Origin of the sequence: Halomonas marinisediminis, from assembly GCF_004347715.1 — a bacterium.
Taxonomy (GTDB): domain Bacteria; phylum Pseudomonadota; class Gammaproteobacteria; order Pseudomonadales; family Halomonadaceae; genus Halomonas; species Halomonas icarae.
Genome location: NZ_SLTR01000014.1, coordinates 79,669 through 96,981, shown reverse-complemented (window position 1 = coordinate 96,981; position 17,313 = coordinate 79,669). Strand labels below are relative to the sequence as shown.

Sequence of the window (17,313 nt, the reverse complement as noted above, 5' to 3'; positions counted from 1 at the left end):
ATGAACACCTCCATTGCCTCCATTATGAGGCTTATCGGGGTGTCCGCTCCAATTAGACCACTTCAATATGGTATGGCGTGTCTGGAGCCGATTTCGTGCGTGATCCCAAAAGATGGCAAGAATATGCTAAGGGCACGGCTGAGACGGGCTAGCGTCCATGGCCACATCGCGCCTTGCGGCCTCCCTGCCGATTCACCATGATGGCTTGTATCATCAGCAGGCTAAGCGCATTCATCGCCGCCAGAACGACAGGGACGCCCCATGAGCCAGACCGACGCCCAGCTACGCGAGCTGATCCTTACCCTTGTGCCCGATGACGGCAACACCATCGGCAACGCCAGGCTGCTCAAGCAGCTCAGCGAAGAGGCGACCGAGGTCGACAAGCTCGACTATGAGCGAGTGCGCGACGGGCTGATCAAGGAAGGCGTGCTGGGCAAGGGTCGCGGCCGCGGTGGATCCGTATACCGCCTCACTCCTGAGTCTGAAGACACCGTAGAAGCACCGGCTCCAGACCCGGGCGCCCCAGACCTCTCCCTGCAGATGCAGGAGGTCCCCGCCGAGCTGCCGCTGAACCAGCAGCCGGTCAAGCCGCGCAAGGCCCCCCGGGCAGGCCAGAAGAAGCCTGACCAGTCCCAGGTACTCTCCTACCGCTTCGAGGAGAAGCGCAAGAACAACCCCCATGTGGGCATGGTGGATACCGCCAGCGACGGTGTGGAGGAGACCACCACCTGGGCCTACGACCCGCATCTCGATCCCGAGCTGCAATTCGATTCCTCTGCCAACCGTGCCCAGATCGAGGCGCTGATCGACGAGGCTCTCGCCTCCGGTGACCAGGAGCAGATGAAGGCGGCGCTCGAGGAGCTCAAGCGTCGCCAGTCCCCCTACCTGCAGTGGACCGGCAAGGCCGAGCGCACCAGCTTCGAGGTCGATACCGTCTCCCTGCACGTCCATGAGCGCATCGACCCCGCTACCATCCTCGGCGAGGTGCAGAAGCGCATGAAGGCGGGCAAGAACAGCGGGAGTGCCTTCCAGCCCGACATGTTCCACGCCCCCTTCGAGAACCTGCCGCTGCGCGAAGCCATCGACTTCTACAAGCACGAGCGCGACTGGGCCAACCGCCTGATCGCCGGCGACTCCCTGCTGGTAATGAACTCCATGCTGCAGAAGGAGGGCATGGCCGGGCAGGTGCAGATGATCTATATCGACCCGCCCTACGGCATCAAATACGGCTCCAACTTCCAGCCGTTCACGAACAAGCGGGACGTCAAGGATCGCAAGGATGAAGACCTGACCCAGGAGCCGGAGATGATCAAGGCCTTCCGGGATACCTGGGAGCTGGGCATTCACTCCTACCTGACCTATTTGCGCGATCGGCTACTGCTGGCGAGAGAGCTGCTGAGCGATAGCGGCTCAGTGTTTGTGCAGATTTCGGACGTGAATCTGCATCATGTTAGGGAGCTGATGGATGAGGTTTTTGGGGCTAACAACCTGATCTCAGTAATTAATTTTGTGAAAACAGCCGGACAGTCTGATAACCGGCTGGCAGGGGTTTCAGATTACTTGGTATGGTATGCAAGAGACCAAGAGAAGCTGAAATACAACCAGCTATACCGTGCGAAGAGTGCTAATGGTGATGGGGGTAGTGGCTACAATCGTATCGAAGAGTCGAGTGGGCTTCGTAGGTCGATAAAGAAAGGCGAGGACATTACCCAGCTTCAGAGCGAGGGAGCAAAAGTATTAACTTCTCAGAGTGTTGAAAGTCAGAGTCCGGGCACCAAATATGAAGTCCCTATTTTTGGCTTGTCTGTTCTTCCCAAAGGGTACTGGAAAACAGAGAGGGGGTCCATGCCCCGGCTGAAGATGTCTAATAGGCTAATGCTTAGCGGGTCCACACTTAGATACGTTAGATACTTGGAAGATTTTCCGGTTTTTCCAATAGTTAACTTATGGTCAGATACCGGGGTTGCGGGCTTCTCGTCAGACAAAAAATATGTTGTAGAGACGTCAACCAAAGTTGTTGAACGATGCATGCTGATGGCGACTGACCCCGGCGATCTGGTACTGGATCCCACCTGCGGCTCCGGCACCACCGCCTATGTGGCCGAGAAGTGGGGCCGCCGCTGGGTCACCTGCGATACCTCTCGGGTGGCCGTCACCCTGGCCAAGCAGCGGCTGATGACCGCCAGCTACGACTATTACGAGCTGAAGTATCCCCACGAGGGGCTGGGTGGCGGCTTTATCTACAAGACGGTCCCGCATATCACCCTGAAGTCGATCGCCAACAACCCGGAGATCGATGAGCTCTACGAGCAGTACCATCCAAGCATCGAGAAAGCTCTGGCCGATCTGAACCTGTCTCTTAAAGACGACCCCATCACCTTCACCGTCACCGAGGGTGGCCGCAAGGGCGACAAGGTCGACTTCTCCGCCCCCGACAGCAAGACGGTCACGCTGCCCTCGGGCGAGACTGCCCAGGTCAACGAGTTGCTCGAGTGGGAGGTGCCCTTCGACTTCCCCGACGAGTGGCCGGAGGCCGCCAAGCCGTTCTTCGAAGCCTTCCACAGCGCCCGCCAGACGATGCAGCGCCGCATGGACGAGAGTATCGCCAACCATGCCGGCCAGGAGGTGCTCTACGACCAGCCCGAGGTGAGCCGCGACAAGCTGCGCATCACCGGCCCCTTCACCGTGGAGGCAGTGCCCTTCGCCACCGTGCTGGGCCTGGACGAGGCCGAGCAGCCCAAGGAGGCCGACGTCGCCGTGGCGCGCTCCGGGGCCACCTCCCGCCATGCTCAGTGGCGTGAGGAGCTGCTCAAGGCCGGCATCCGCGGCAAGGGGGGCCAGCACCTCAAGCTGATGGATCTGGAGACCCTGCCCGGCGCCAAGTACCTGCATGCCGTGGGCACCGTCGCGGAGACCGGTGAACGTGTCGCCGTCAGCTTCGGCCCCGAATACGCCGCCCTGGAACAGCGCCAGGTGGAGATCGCCAAGAACGAGGCCGGCGACCTCTTCCCGCTGCCCAAGCTGCTGGTGTTCTGTGCCTTCACCTTCGATCCGGAGGCGGCCAAGGATATCGACAGCATCAAGGGCATCCAGGCCCTCAAGGTACAGATGAACACCGATCTGCTCACCGAAGACCTCAAGAAGAACGCGCGCAGTAACGAGTCCTTCTGGCTGATGGGCCAACCGGACGTCGAGGTGCATACCCTCATGGACGGCAAGCTGCAGGTCGAGGTGCATGGTTTTGACTACTTCGATACCAAGAGCGGCGAGCTCAAGTCCGGCGGCAAACGCGACATCGCCGTGTGGGAGCTGGATACCGACTACGACGACCGTTCCCTCTACCCGCGCCAGGTGTTCTTCCCCATGGCTGGCAAGAAGGATGGCTGGTACAAGCTCAAGAAGGATATCCGCGCCGAGCTCAACGAGGAGCTGCTGGGCCAGTATCACGGCACCAGGTCGCTGCCCTTCGAGCCCGGAGACAACCGCTGCATCGCGGTGAAGATCGTCGATAACCGCGGCATCGAATCGCTGAAAGTCGTTCGGCTGGACTGACCCATGACACAGCACACCAGCCTCTTCGAGGTGCTGGCTCGCCATGAGGGGGTCGATACCGAATACAAGGCGGCCAAGGGCGGGCTACCCAAGAGCCTGTGGGAGACCTACAGCGCCTTCGCCAACACTGCGGGCGGCACGCTCTACCTGGGGGTGAAGGAGGGCGACGAGGGTCCATCCACAGCCGGTCTCACGCAAGCGGATGTGGATAAGCTGCGCGGTGAGTTCTGGGTCACGCTCAACAACCCCCAGAAGGTCAGCGCCAATATTCTCCAGGAGCACCATGTCAGCGTCGAGACCTATCAGGGCGACGCCATCCTGGTGATCGAGGTGCCCCGCGCCACCCGCAGCGAGCGGCCGGTCTATATCGGCGTCGATCCTTTCAAGGGCAGCTACCGCCGCAACCACGAGGGCGACTTCCGCTGCAACGAGGCCGAGGTGCAGCGCATGTTCGCCGACCGCCTCGACCAGGAGCCCGCGGACAGCCGCATCCTCGAGTACTTCGGTTTCGACGACCTCGACCCCGCCTCGCTCAAGCAGTACCGCAATCGCATGGCCTCACGCGCCCCCAACCATGCCTGGCTGACCGAGGATGACCTCGGCCTGCTGAAGAAGCTCGGGGGATGGCGCAAGGATCGCCGCACCCAGCAGGAGGGGCTGACCGTAGCCGGGCTGCTGATGTTCGGCCAGACGCAGGCCATCCAGGACCCCTTGGCGGTGCCGGGCTTTCATCTCGACTATCGCGAGCGCCTGGCCGAGGACGACGACATCCGCTGGAGCGATCGCCTCACCATCGACGGCACCTGGGAAGCCAACCTCTTCCAGTTCTACCAGCGCGTCGTACAGAAGCTCAGCCATGATCCTGCCCTCAAGGTGCCCTTCCGGCCGGATCGCCGTGCCCAGAGCGATGCCCACGAGGCGCTGACGGAGGCCCTGGTCAACGCCCTGATCCATGCCGACCACACCGGCCAGGGCGGCATCGTGGTGGATCGCTTCAAGGAGCGCTTCGAATTCTCCAACCCCGGCACCCTGCTGCTCTCCCAGGAGCAGCTGCTGGCCGGAGGGGTCACCGAGTGTCGCAACAAGTCGCTGCAGTTGATGTTCCAGCTGCTCGGCGTCGGCGACAAGGCCGGCTCCGGCCTCGACAAGATACGGCGCAGCTGGCACGCCCAGCTATGGCAGCCGCCCAGCCTGAAGGAAACCCTGAGACCTGATCGCGTGATCCTCACCCTGCCGCTGATCAGCGTGATGCCCGAGGACGTGCTGGCACGCCTGCAGCAGCGCTTCGGGGAAGCCTTCGAGGCGCTCTCCCCGGACGAGGCGCAGACGTTGGTCATCGCCGCCCTGGAGCAGCAGGTCACCAACCGTCGCCTCCAGGAGATGCTGACCCTGCACCGCGTCGATATCACCCAGATGCTCAGCGGTCTGGTGGAGAAGGGCATGCTGGTGCCCCATGGACGCAGTCGAGGGGCCTACTACACGCTTCCCACTGTCCTGGCAGCACCGACCGGGCTCAAGGTCGAAGCAGTCCCTTCGCCTCGCAACAGCGAACAACACCAAGCCAGCTCCCTGCACTCCGACACTAGCTCCCCACACTCCGACACTAGCTCCCTACACTATGCGGAACCGGGCCACCCAGTGTGGGAAGAGCTGGTCCTGCAGTGTGGCGTCGACACCGCCGCCAGCCTGCGGGCAGATACCACCCATGTTCGTGGTCATCGTCCGTCGGGGGAGGAGATTCGGCGAGTCCTCAAGGTTTTGTGTCAGGGCCGCTATCTCAGCCTGGCGCAGCTGGCTTATCTGATGGGCCGCAACCCAGAAGGGCTTCGCACCCGCTACCTGACACCCATGGTGCGCGAAGGCCAGCTCCAGCTTCGATATCCCAATGTTCCAAACCACAGCCGCCAGGGCTATCGCACGGTAGAAGGAATCACCGCATGACGGCCAAGTCACTGATCATCAACTCGCCCTACGATGCCCCCTCGGCCTACTGGGAGCGCGACGGCAAGCAGATGACCCGCCAGCAGGGGCGTCGTCCGGCGGCCTACGAGATCTTCGATACCCGCAACAACACCCAGCGCACCGAGCCTCTGGAGCAGGTCAACCGTATTCGTCAGCGCGTCGATGAGTGGCGGGCAGAAGGCTACCCCGGTGTCACCAGCGTCACCCGCCAGCTGCTCGATCACTGGCACGCCCGGGGCGACTGGGACCCGGATGCCTGCCGCTGGGAGGGTGGGCCGCGCCAGTACCCGTTCTACTTTTGCCAGCTTGAGGCCATCGAGACCCTGATCTGGTGGCTGGAAGCCCAAGAGTCCTACCGCCAGGGCATCTTTCTCAGCGGTGACGGCGGCCCCTGGGAGCGCATCTGCAACAAGATGGCCACCGGCTCCGGCAAGACCTCGGTGATGTCGCTGATCATCACCTGGCAGACCCTCAACGCCATCCACTACCCCAAGGACCGCCGCTTCTCCAAGGCGGTGCTGATCGTCACCCCGGGCCTCACGGTGAAGAGCCGCCTGCAGGTCTTGAAGCCAGGCCACCCCCAGAACGTCTATGACGAGTTCAACCTCTGCCCCAACGAAGCCATGCGGCAGCAGCTCAACCGGGTCGAACTTGTCATCGAGAACTGGCACACCCTGATGCCGCTGAAGGAGCAGGCCCGCTCCGTGGTCAAGAAGGGCAAGGAGAGCGACGAGGCCTTCACCCGTCGCGTGCTGGGGTCGCTGGCCAACGAGCGCGACCTTATCGTGATCAACGACGAGGCCCACCACGCCTATCGCCAGCAGGCCGAATCCAAGGTCAGCAAGAAGCAGGCCGAGGAACTGGGTATCGACCTGGAAGAGGCCACCCGCTGGATCGAGGGGCTGGATCGCATCCACAAGACCCGACGTATCCGGCGCTGCTTCGACCTCTCCGCCACGCCCTTCGCCCCCACCGGCAAGAGCAATACCGAGTCCGGCCTGTTCGAGTGGATCGTCTCCGACTTCGGCCTCAACGACGCCATCGAGGCGGGGCTGGTGAAGACCCCGCGGGTGGTGGTGCGCGATGACGCCCTGGCCAACGCCAAGACCTACGCCAGCAAGCTCTACCATCTCTACCGCGAGGACGAGGTGAAGGAAGACCTCAACCGCCGGGCAGAACCCACCGCCCCCCTGCCTGACTTGGTACAGAAGGCCTACGCCCTGCTGGCCTACGACTGGAAGGAAACCCGGAACCAGTGGGAAGCGGCCGGCCACACCATTCCCCCGGTGATGCTCACCGTCTGCAACCGCACCGAGACCGCGGCGCGCATCGAGCACTTCTTCAATGGCGGTGATTGCCTGATCCAGGAGACCCAGGCCCCGGATGCCACCCTGCGGGTCGATTCCAAGGTGCTCGAGAAGGCCGAGCAGGGTGAAAACATCACCAAGGACAAGCAGTACGCCGCCCGGCTGGAGGCCCTGATCAAGGCAGCGAGTCTGCCTGCGGACAAGGAGGCCGACCTGCTGGCCATGAAGCAGGAGGAGCAGCTGCGCGCCCTGGTCGATACCGTCGGCAAGCGGGGCCAGCCGGGCCAGGCCCTGCAGAATGTCATCTCGGTGGCCATGCTCTCCGAGGGCTGGGACGCCGCCAACGTCACCCATATCATGGGGCTGCGCGCCTTCACCAGTCAGCTATTGTGCGAGCAGGTGATCGGCCGCGGGCTACGTCGCGTCTCCCACGACATGGATGCCGATCGCAAGTTTCTCCCCGAGTACGTCAACGTCTTCGGAGTGCCGCTCTCCATCTTCCAGGACGCCAGCGAAGGCGGCGAGGCACCCCCGCCGCCCAAGCCAAGCGTGCGCATCGAAGTCGAGCCTGGTCGCAACAACCTGGAAATTCGCTGGCCCAACGTCGACCGCATCGACAACGTGCTCAAGCCGGAGTTGGTGGTCGACTGGCAGAGCGTGCCCACGCTGACCCTCGACCCGGCCCAGACCCCGCTCAACGCGGATATCGCCCCCTCGCTGACCGGCTCACCCAACCTGGCGATGGCCACCGAGATCGACCTTGAGCGAGCGGTGGAGGAGTTCCGGCTGCAGAATCTGATCTTCCGCGCGGCCCGCAAGCTCTACCTGCAGAACCAGGCCACCTTCGGTGGCGACAAGCAGTACCTCGCCGTGCAGCTGATCAGGCTGGTTGAGCAGTTCCTGGAAAGCGACAAGCTGGATATCCCCAGCCTCTGGCACCAGGACCCGGTGCGTCGCCGGCTGCTCTTTGCGCTCAACATGGATACCGTGGTGGGGCACGTCAGCCGCCACGTCACCGAGCAGAACGTGGAGCGTCAGGAGCTGATCTTCGAGGAGCACCAGCCCATTGGGGCCACGGCCTACATGCGGCCCTGGCTCACTACCAAGCCATGCGCCCCGACCGAGCGCTCCCAAATCAGTCACGTCGTCTACGACAGTGCCTGGGAGAAGATGGTGGCCGACGTCTGCGAGGACCACTCCGGCATCCTTGCCTGGGCCAAGAATGACCACCTCGACTTCAAGGTGCGCTACCTCTGGCGTGGCTCCTCGCGCAACTTCGTGCCCGACTACCTGATCCGGCTCACCAACGGCAAGACGCTCGTGCTCGAGGTGAAAGGGCAGGACAGCCAGCAGAATGCCGAGAAGCGCGCGGCCATGGAGACCTGGGTGAAGGCCGTCAACGAGCAGGGTGGCTTCGGCCAGTGGGCCTTCGATACCGTGTTCGAGCCAGCTCAGACGCGGGACGTCATCGAGAGGTATCTGTAACTGGCTTTATATCGAGGATGTCTAAGGGATTGATATTGAACTATTTTGCATCCTCGATGTACTCAAGGAGGTCTCCTACCTCGCAGCCGAAATAACGGCACAGTTCGTCTATTACGTCCAGTTCCACCCGACTGGCATTTTCGTGATAGAGACGCGTGATGGTGCCCCGGTTGATGCCCGTATCACGTGCTACATCGGTGATCTTCAGCTTGCGCTCACCCAGCATACGAGAGAGATGGCACTTGATCATCTTTCCACCATATGAATCAATTTGATCTCCTGTGGGCCAAAATGGCTTGCAAAAGATATTCTGTGGGCTATAGTGATCTACAGGAGATCATATAGAGCAATAAAAGTGGCTCTTTGGTCTCCTGAGAATCATAGCACATAAGGAGACCGACATGGCCCATGTCTATCTTACGACGTCTGAGTTGGCCGAGCGTATCAAGTATGACGTTCGCACCATCCGTGAGCGCCTGAAGGACCGCGTCCTGCTGGAGGGTATCCATTACATCCGTCCGTTCGGGGGGCGCAAGATTCTCTACCTATGGGAGCCGATCGAAAGAGATATGAAGCTTTACTCCGCCGAGGAAAGCTTTGGCGTGCCGATGGCACGGGGAGGTGTCTGCCATGGGTAAGATTGTCGCGAGGAAGGAAACCGGGAAGCTCTGTTTCGACTTCCGCTATTTGGGCAAGCGCTGCCGTGAGCAGACAGCACTGGACGATACGCCGACCAACCGTCGTAAACTGATGAAAATCATGGAGAAGATCGAAGCGGAGATCACCTTGGATAGCTTCGACTACGGGCGCTACTTTCCCAACAGCTCGAGAGCCGAGACACTCAGCAAGCGTGCGCTGAAGCTACAAGGTGGATACCGGGAGACGCCGCTGCTGTGCGAGTTTGCCGAGACTTGGTTTGCTGAGAAGGAGATTGAGTGGCGAAACTCGCAAATCAAGACGGTACGCAGCAGCCTCGATCGCCACATCTTGCCCCAATTGGGGGAGAAAGAGGTCGGCAGCATCACCCGAGCAGATATTCTTGAGTTCCGGTCATCTCTCGCCAAAGTGACTACCCGGAGCGGCAAGAAACTGTCTGCCAGTCGCATGAACCACATCATGACGCCTCTGCGCATGATGCTGAATGAAGCCGCCGACCGCTTCGAGTTTAGCTCACCGTACCGGGGGATTAAATCACTTCGAGTGCCGCGCACCGACGTCGAGCCGTTCACCCTTGAAGAGGTGTGGCGGATTATCGATAGCGTGCGGCCCGACTTCCGGAACTACTATACCGTGCGCTTCTTCACCGGTATGCGCACCGGCGAGATCGACGGCTTGCCCTGGGCCAACGTCGATTTCTCCCGCCGCCAGATCCTAGTCAAGGAATCGCTGGTACACGGCGAGGTGGTGGACACCAAGACGGATGGCTCGAGCCGTGCTATCGACATGTCGGAGCCGGTCTACCAGGCACTGAGGGCGCAGCAGCGAGTAACTGGTGCTCAGCGGTTGGTGTTCTGCAACCGGGTGGGCAACGCGCTAGACCACCAGAACGTCACCAAGCGCGTCTGGTACCCGCTGCTTGATGAGCTGGAGTTGAGTCGACGACGGCCTTACCAGACCCGGCATACAGCCGCTACGTTGTGGTTGGCCGCGGGTGAGAACCCGGAATGGATCGCTCGGCAGATGGGCCATACCACGACGGAGATGCTGTTCCGTGTCTATTCACGCTATGTACCCAACCTGACCCGACAGGATGGCTCGGCTTTCGAAGCCATGCTGAGGAATGCTCAACAGGATCCAGATATCAACGAAGAAGACTCGGAGGAGGTGAGCCATGCCCGCTGATATCTACAGCATTGCCACAGTTCAAGACACCTTGATCACTCAGTCGGCGCGCCGCAATGTCCGCAAACTGGCCAGTGCTGTCGGGCTGGCTCTCAATATTCGTCCCGGCTGTAGCCTGGTGATGTTGATTGGTACTGGCTCCGAGCGAAATAACCAGGAGGCATTGGAGTCTTGGGTGGCGCAAACCCTGATTGATCGTGACCTGCTGCCGACCCGTGAGGTTATCCCAATGCTCATTGACGCTCTGGAAAAAGCATTGACGCGTTGGGAAGAGGGAGGTAGATAATGATGAGACAAGTAAATAATCCTCCCTGCATCATCGAGGCAGTGATGCAGGTAGAGCGCCACGACTGGCTAATACCGGAGCTGGAGAGTAGTACACGACGGATATGGCTCTTGGGCAATGGGAGGCGATTTGAGGTCAATTGGCGTGACTGGGTGCAGGAAACACTGATCCTTCCAAAGCCAGGCATGTGGATTCATGCGAGACTTCGGGCCCAGCAGGTTCCGTCCGGTTCCTGGATGCTGGAACGATATGTAGTGCTCAAGCCGTAATAAAGGATGGCTCGGTCAGGGGGGTAGCCTGGCCGAGCCAAATGCATTTAAGAAATATTGTACGAAAAGAAAAACAAGTTAATATATAATTTATACCATCGCTTCCTTCCAGCCTGCGATGCCGGCCATTGCTAGCCAATGTGACCGTCAGTCAATGTCAACTATCCGTTCCCTTTCTATGTTTGGAGAACACAGAACAGGAGAAAGGAAACTCATCATACAGATTGATCACTAGTCATTTTTTCAAGCAAGTCTGATTCTATTACGACACCAGCTGTGAAAATGGAAAACCTGAGGCAGGGCCAGAGAGTGTATTTAAATTCCTCTTGAGATTTTTCATAGTAAAGTCGTAAGTTAGCAAGTCCGTTAGGGTCCCGTGTGGGTTGATCATTCTCACGGATCATGCACTTTACTTGTGATCGCTTAATTTCGAGTAATTGACTCCAATAGGCTTGAGCTTCTGCAGGGTTGGCACCGGATGGTATCTCAACGAATAATTTTGCATATGACATTATTTGCAATTTTTCGCACATCTTAAGTGCAGGTCCAAGGTGGCGCTTGTCACGGAAGTTGACTTGGCCAGCTGACCTCTGAATTGCGCTGTGAAATATTTCTAGTGAATCATAGCACTGTTCAGGATCTTCAAGATACCACTCAATGATTTTGTGAAAGAAGGTGTTGCTTTCCTTCTGATGCTCTGGAGACCTAGGTGGAGCTAAACACCTCTTTATTTCAGGAAGGTATGCCCTGATAATCTTATCACCAGTCAACGGATTCTTTACACGTTGCTTACCATAACGCTGGCGCCCGTTACGGCGGCTGGTTGTCATTTCCATAAGTGATGATGCTTTAATGACCCACTGATCAATCACGATATCAGGCATTTGGAAACGATATGCAATAGCTAAAACCGATTGTCTCAGGGACTTGCCAATGGCTTCCTCTCTTTCGATGCTTGCCAAAATCCTATATACAAATAGGGGGCTAATTAATTTTATCATTGGTGTTGCAATGTTATTTACTTTAGTCAGGGTGAAAGTTTCCCAGTGCCCTTCAGGTGGGGGCTCAAGGTATGGACGCCATACTTCTTTACCTAAACCAGCTATTAGCTCTTTTGATGTGGTCTCACCTTTTATTTTCTTCCGCGACCTCCACACAGGCAGCGACTCTCTTGACAAGCCTAAAAGCGCAGCTTGTTGATCCTGTGGGAGAGCCAAATCATCGGACTCCCAAAGATGATTGCCAAGTATCAAGTCAGTTAAATGTGAGTAGCTCCGAAGAGTCTCTGCAGGACTGATATGACCATGGTAGCTACTAATTAACCATATCCTTCCTCGGCATGTCTGTTTACTTTTCGCCATTCCCAGTGCGCTAGATAAGTCATGGTGATAGTATGGAATGGCACATTCACCATTGTCATCCGTTACAAACTTTTTGGGTAATGGCCTGCCATTTCCAGGGTTGTCAATATGGGCATGAGCGAATGTTACACTTGAATGTCTCAAATGATGGAATCGGGCATTCGGCATACCGCTAGCGATTTTCAGTGCTTTTGTTATGGGAAGGAATAGCTCCATGTCGCTTAGTGGCCGGAGGTCTTGGCCCGGGAGGCAAAGAAAAAGTTCTTTTCCAAGCGCTTTATAACCGGTTTCAGAGTGGCGTTTATCTAACCAATAAACTACTCTTTCCATCTCATTTTTTGACAAGAATGGATCCATGGGGATGCGGCGGGTTGCGGACTCTGATTTACCATTATGGATCCAACTTTCCATGTTTGACATGGTCTCACTCAGATTTTGATTTACGTCAGCGATCTTTAGATTTCTTATTTCGCCTCTTCTAAGACCACATCGATATCCTAAAATTAAGGCGATATGTTGTATCTCTTTAAACCTAAATGCTTGGTCTGATTTAACTATTATGTCTAGAGACCTTTTGTACTCAGCAGGCGTGATTATGTTGTTGTCAACTCGTGTTTCCTGGCGAGCTGAAGACCCTATTTCAAGGGGAGGTATATCCTCAAATTTTTCCATCAAGAACTCATGAAATTGGCTAAGGGACCATGATTTAATGTTGTAGTTGTGGTCGCTGCTTGATTTGGAAAGGATATTCTCATAAATATTTGCCCATTCCTCATGACCTAGTGAAGACAGGTCTTCATGTTGAGATGCCAGTGAAGTTAATAAACGACCATTGATTCCTGATTTCCCAATATAATTTTTTATAGTAGAGATTGATATCTTAGATTTCTGCACGCTGCCATTTATCAAAAGGTGGTAAGTCCAATGACCAATAGCTTGAATGATAGGGCTATTCAGATGTGAAGATGACAAGAAGTTATGAATGTTGTCTTTTACATATTTTCTTCCCGAGCTTCCGGCATAGCTGTCCGTTTTCAACAAGTCGTATAATTCAGTGAATCTCTGTGTTTGGTCTGTATTCGCAGCTCCAGTGTGTAGAGACTTTTTTCCGATGGAAATTCCAGGATTATAGAAAGGTTCAGTGCTATCATCATCACCTTTTTTTTCAAGGCTACTGTCTATCTTTCCTGTCATCAAACGATGCCAGCCTGATGGGTCTAGCGAAATACTGACATTTTTTGATTTTGAATAGTGTACCAAATAGCCGGGGAGAGTGTGAGACGCTGCAGCCACTCCATAAGAAATGAGAGTTTCCAAGAGTTTTTCCTGAGACATTGATATTCTTTTGTCAAGATCCTGAACATACTCCTGCAGGCACTGATAAACGCTCTTGTTTAGATGATGGGTACCTGACATTTTTTTGTAATAGCTGAGCAAAGCCAATGAGCTCGTTGGTCCAGGGAATAGCCTTCTATATATTTTTTGGTCGTTTTTTGGCTCATTATTTAAGCTGCTCTCTAGTGCAGTAAGTGAGTTTTTGTGTTTTTCTGTAATACTTCCTTCCAAAGTAAGGTATATTTTTTCATCCAGTACTCCAACACCATTTGAAACAGCCTCACTAAGTTTTTTAATCCAGTATTTGTTTAACAGTGCTCCTTCTGTTATCAGGCAAAAAGCAAACCTTCCAAATGCCCAGCCGGGTGAACGGAATTCTGTTGACTGGGCTAGGCCTGCCTTTTCATGTTTATCCATAAGTTCATCGTATTCAGATAAAAGTTTATAGCTTTTTATAGTGAATGGGTTTTCTTCCCTAGCTTTGGTAACTATTGGCGAGGGTACTGAAACATCCCAGCCTAAATCCCTGCAGCCTTTATCTAGGCCGCGGGACAAAAAATTGTGAGCAATCTTATGTGCAGCACCACTATGCTCCTTGGCAATCCAATCAATGAGATCTTCAATCTTGGAATCTACAACCTGAATTCCTTTGACTCCATTTACCAGGCGAGGGTCAATGAGATAGACCCTTTCAATCACACTTTTTTTAATTTTGTGCTTTTCATTCTTTCTTTGTGCAGCACGTACTAAGTCGCCGGGAGTATCATCGGCATATTTTACAGGCTCACCAAGCCCCCATCCGTTCCATACGCTACCGAGATTCATGAAAACCCCCTAGCCACCTTCCATTGGCTCCTTTCTAGCAAGGTCTCTATTGCCGCTCTTGTTGTCGATAAGTACTGGTGTGTACAGAATGTCGAAAACCGGCTGTATGGTACTTGGTCGCAGCCCCAATGCCCCATGAATGTATCAACATATTCACCTGGAACCTCAAGCTCTCGCAGTCTTGTCCGTAGATAGTGTCTGTTCATATTGAGTGGCGGTTTTGTTTCCAAGGATAGGTGCCTCTGCAGCCTTTCTGGAGTTACTCGCTGAGGTTCCATATTCCTAGAGAGAAAGAATAATGGCCTACTGGTGTTTTTGTCGAAAATGATTGATAGCCTCTCTTTCAAGAAGTTGCAGTGGTCAACATAATGATTAACTTGGTCAACAAGAAGTCCTGTTGCCGGTACTAGCCTTGAGTTTGTCAAGTTGTCATCAACTTTGTCAGAAATTACAACAGTTTTTCTTCGTATATTGATATGGCTAAGGTCTGAGAGGGGGTCTTTTATACTTCTGTAGCCTGTGCTGAACATGATAAGCATTGCTGTATATAACGTCAGAGCGTTATGCGTCCGAACGATAAATTGAGGGTCATATGTTTTCATTTTTTCATTCATGCACCTTTGGTAAAGATCTTTTGCTACTTCAAATATATAAGACTCCTTTGGTGTTATTGGCGATCCTACTCTTTCTTTCTCTCTACTTTCATCCAAGAAATCTAGTTGTTCGGGCGATGATCCTATGGCTGCATCTTGTATGCACTTCATTACGTTTTCATAAACTTTGCACAAGTGATCGATCCTTGGAGTGTAGTAATAAAGCGATGAAATAGAGCCTGTCGCTGGAAGTGTTCCTGTTATGAGGGAAGCTTCAGCGATATCTCCACTGCTAAAAACTGTTTGGTGAAACAATGTATTTGTGATCCTGTGTAATGTTAAGCGAGTTTTGAATTTTTTATTTGTCGCTGATACTATTTTTTTGACATTCTCTTCTAGCGTCTTTTGACGGTTTTCATTGAACAGACCTGATGACCGTTTATGTGAGCGATCGCTGGCTTTTTTAATTGAACTACTCATCAGCCTCCATATCTCAATTGGAATTTTGAAGGAAGATTTCTCTACCGTTGTCTCAAAATTGTCTTTCCAATTCGAATTCAATTGACGCCTAGACTCTGGTTCAATAATCCCACTCGCCCATGAATTATCTTCGACGATAATAAATATATCGTTTTCGTTTATTCGTTTTGGTAGGTGAGTCCTTTTTCTCACTACCCTTGTGTTAATGATGCTTTCCAAGGGGCGTCCAGTAATTAGCATCAGGCATATCACAGTTGTGGCATGTGGATTGTGTTGTGATAAAACTGACTCCCATAGCTTTCTGATTTCGTAGCTGCTCAGTTGATCCCATCTAAACGGGATCAACTGAGCATTTTTCTTGATATGCTTGTCGGCTAATTGGGTACGGAACGTAGACTGTAATGTGGTGTCCCCTTTTTTTGTTTTTAAGGGCTGTGACTCACGCTGGTACTCTATGTTAGATATTTCCTCCGTGATCGCGAGCCCAGTTGACTTTAGGTTTTGTTCAATGTGGTTAATTTTTTCCCTATCGCTTGTGCCGTAGCATATTTCCCTAGATATTATTGTCGGTGATGCATTTAGCCCACTTAAGACAAACTCAAACTTCAACTTTTCTTCGAATACATTTGAGGCTTTTCGATTTTTTCGTTTTAACGGTCCTTCATGCGGTGATCGGGCAGCATACGAAAATGCTAAAAATCTTTCTATGTTCTTTACATAGGAAGCATCATTTTCTTCAAGGAAGTTTTCGTACTTATTTTGCTCAGTAGTTTCTTCCAGTTTCCTATATATCTGAGTGGTGTCAAATATATCAAAAGCAATGTTCTTCATTGCCTCATTAGATATTAGCCGTACCGAGCGACAGGCAGCCTCGAGGTTAGGTTGGTATCGATCTTTATATAGTTTTTTATTTTTCTGGTTGTTATAGTCTGCCGATTTATCCCTGAGGATTTCATCCCTCCACCATTTAGCAGCATGGATGATATGTGCAGTTATGGTGTAGCTTGCCTCAACCAACTCTTCTGGCCTTTTTCGTAACTCACTCAGGAGTGATGTTATTGGAGAGTCTGACAGAATCCCCCGAGAGCCGGATTTTGGAATATCTTGCAAGGTTTTCATCAATTTTGTTTTTTTCGTCTCTGACAAAAGCTCCTCTCGTGAATTGCTGAGTGTTTGCAAATTCCAGCAGGAGTAGTCCCCGTTGAATTCACTAACAATCCTCTCTAAGTTTTCGATGATTCTTTCAATGCAGTCTCCCCAGTCAGTGACTCCATAATAGTCTTGGCGTGGTTGTAATGCCTCTTCTATTACGTTAATAGTGTCTTTTGAAACTTCGTGATGTGACATGTTCATGGTTTACATTTTTGTTCTGGGGTTGATTTGAGTTATTTCGCAGAATCCTTTCTTGGATTCAAATTTCTTACATATTTTTATAAGTATTTTTTCGTCGGTATTGAGGAGGGCTTCTCTTAGTTGAAGGGCTCTTTGTGAACTTATACTGTTTTCCAGGCTGAAAAACAAAATATTAATAAGCTCATTGGTGGCAATAAGATTTATTTGATCATGTTGTGGTATGTGCTCTATCACAATGCATGGCACCCTCTTTTCTTCAAGGCTTTTAGCTACCTCGAGTGAACGAAAATTTCCAACCAAGATGAAGTTGTTGGCTTTGTTTTTGCAGACCAGTATGGGGTGCTGGTATAAAAAATTTTTCCTGCTGTCCTCGCTTAGCAGGCTTAGATCTTTTATTACTGGGATGCTGCTCATCATCAACATCTCTATATGTGAGGATGTTGCGGGAAGAGAAATCTTCTCTATGTTGATCACCTTGAGGCTAGGCTTGGAGTATTCTGAAGACAAAAGCATTCTCTTCCCTTGATAATGTCATGGGATGATTCGGCCGCAGAAAGCCACACTGGTTGATGTGGTATCAGCCAGCTACAGTGACTCGTAGGCGTTGTTTGCTAGATGTAGAGCGCTCCGGTAGGACGTCAGCGCTTTCAAATCTATCGGCTA

Annotated in this window: 10 protein-coding genes; 6 read left to right on the top strand and 4 right to left on the bottom strand. The window is 53.5% G+C overall.

What is annotated here, in order from left to right; genetic code table 11:
- Positions 1-261: 261 nt before the first annotated feature.
- Genes E0702_RS11290 through E0702_RS11280 form a run of 3 tightly spaced genes read left to right on the top strand, consistent with a single transcriptional unit; the run spans position 262 to position 8,306 of the window.
- A complete protein-coding gene (locus tag E0702_RS11290; RefSeq protein ID WP_132043895.1) occupies positions 262-3,552 on the top strand; it encodes a site-specific DNA-methyltransferase in 3,291 nt (1,096 codons plus the stop codon).
- 3 nt (positions 3,553-3,555) lie between these two features.
- Positions 3,556-5,493, top strand: coding sequence for an ATP-binding protein (locus E0702_RS11285; protein ID WP_132043893.1), 1,938 nt, complete (start codon positions 3,556-3,558; stop codon positions 5,491-5,493).
- A complete protein-coding gene (locus E0702_RS11280) occupies positions 5,490-8,306 on the top strand; it encodes a BPTD_3080 family restriction endonuclease (protein ID WP_132043891.1) in 2,817 nt (938 codons plus the stop codon). Before E0702_RS11285 ends, E0702_RS11280 begins: the two co-directional genes overlap by 4 nt.
- Positions 8,307-8,346: 40 nt before the next feature.
- Here the strand turns inward: E0702_RS11280 and E0702_RS11275 are convergent, their stop codons facing one another.
- Entirely contained in the window at positions 8,347-8,556 is a 210-nt protein-coding gene (locus E0702_RS11275) for a helix-turn-helix domain-containing protein (protein WP_132043889.1), read from the bottom strand.
- A gap of 151 nt (positions 8,557-8,707) precedes the next feature.
- Here E0702_RS11275 and E0702_RS11270 point away from each other — a divergent pair, with 151 nt between their 5' ends.
- Genes E0702_RS11270 through E0702_RS11260 form a run of 3 tightly spaced genes read left to right on the top strand, consistent with a single transcriptional unit; the run spans position 8,708 to position 10,434 of the window.
- Entirely contained in the window at positions 8,708-8,944 is a 237-nt protein-coding gene (locus tag E0702_RS11270) for a hypothetical protein (RefSeq protein WP_132043887.1), read from the top strand.
- Positions 8,937-10,148 carry a site-specific integrase gene (locus E0702_RS11265; protein WP_132043885.1) on the top strand — a complete coding sequence of 404 codons (1,212 nt, stop codon included), beginning with the start codon at positions 8,937-8,939 and terminating at the stop codon, positions 10,146-10,148. The genes E0702_RS11270 and E0702_RS11265 overlap by 8 nt, the downstream gene beginning before the upstream one ends.
- The gene (locus E0702_RS11260) at positions 10,138-10,434 is read left to right on the top strand and encodes a hypothetical protein (RefSeq protein ID WP_132043883.1); all 297 of its coding nucleotides are present in this window, start codon (positions 10,138-10,140) and stop codon (positions 10,432-10,434) included. Before E0702_RS11265 ends, E0702_RS11260 begins: the two co-directional genes overlap by 11 nt.
- 484 nt (positions 10,435-10,918) lie before the next feature.
- On the opposite strand, the gene E0702_RS11255 is transcribed toward E0702_RS11260, so the two are convergent.
- The 3 genes from E0702_RS11255 to E0702_RS11245 are packed head-to-tail and all read right to left on the bottom strand — an operon-like array spanning position 10,919 to position 17,157.
- Complete coding sequence (locus E0702_RS11255) at positions 10,919-14,224, bottom strand: tyrosine-type recombinase/integrase (protein ID WP_132043881.1); 3,306 nt, start codon at positions 14,222-14,224, stop codon at positions 10,919-10,921.
- Complete coding sequence (locus E0702_RS11250) at positions 14,221-16,644, bottom strand: hypothetical protein (RefSeq protein ID WP_132043879.1); 2,424 nt, start codon at positions 16,642-16,644, stop codon at positions 14,221-14,223. Before E0702_RS11250 ends, E0702_RS11255 begins: the two co-directional genes overlap by 4 nt.
- A 9-nt stretch (positions 16,645-16,653) precedes the next feature.
- Positions 16,654-17,157, bottom strand: coding sequence for a hypothetical protein (locus E0702_RS11245; RefSeq protein ID WP_132043877.1), 504 nt, complete (start codon positions 17,155-17,157; stop codon positions 16,654-16,656).
- Positions 17,158-17,313 lie beyond the last annotated feature (156 nt).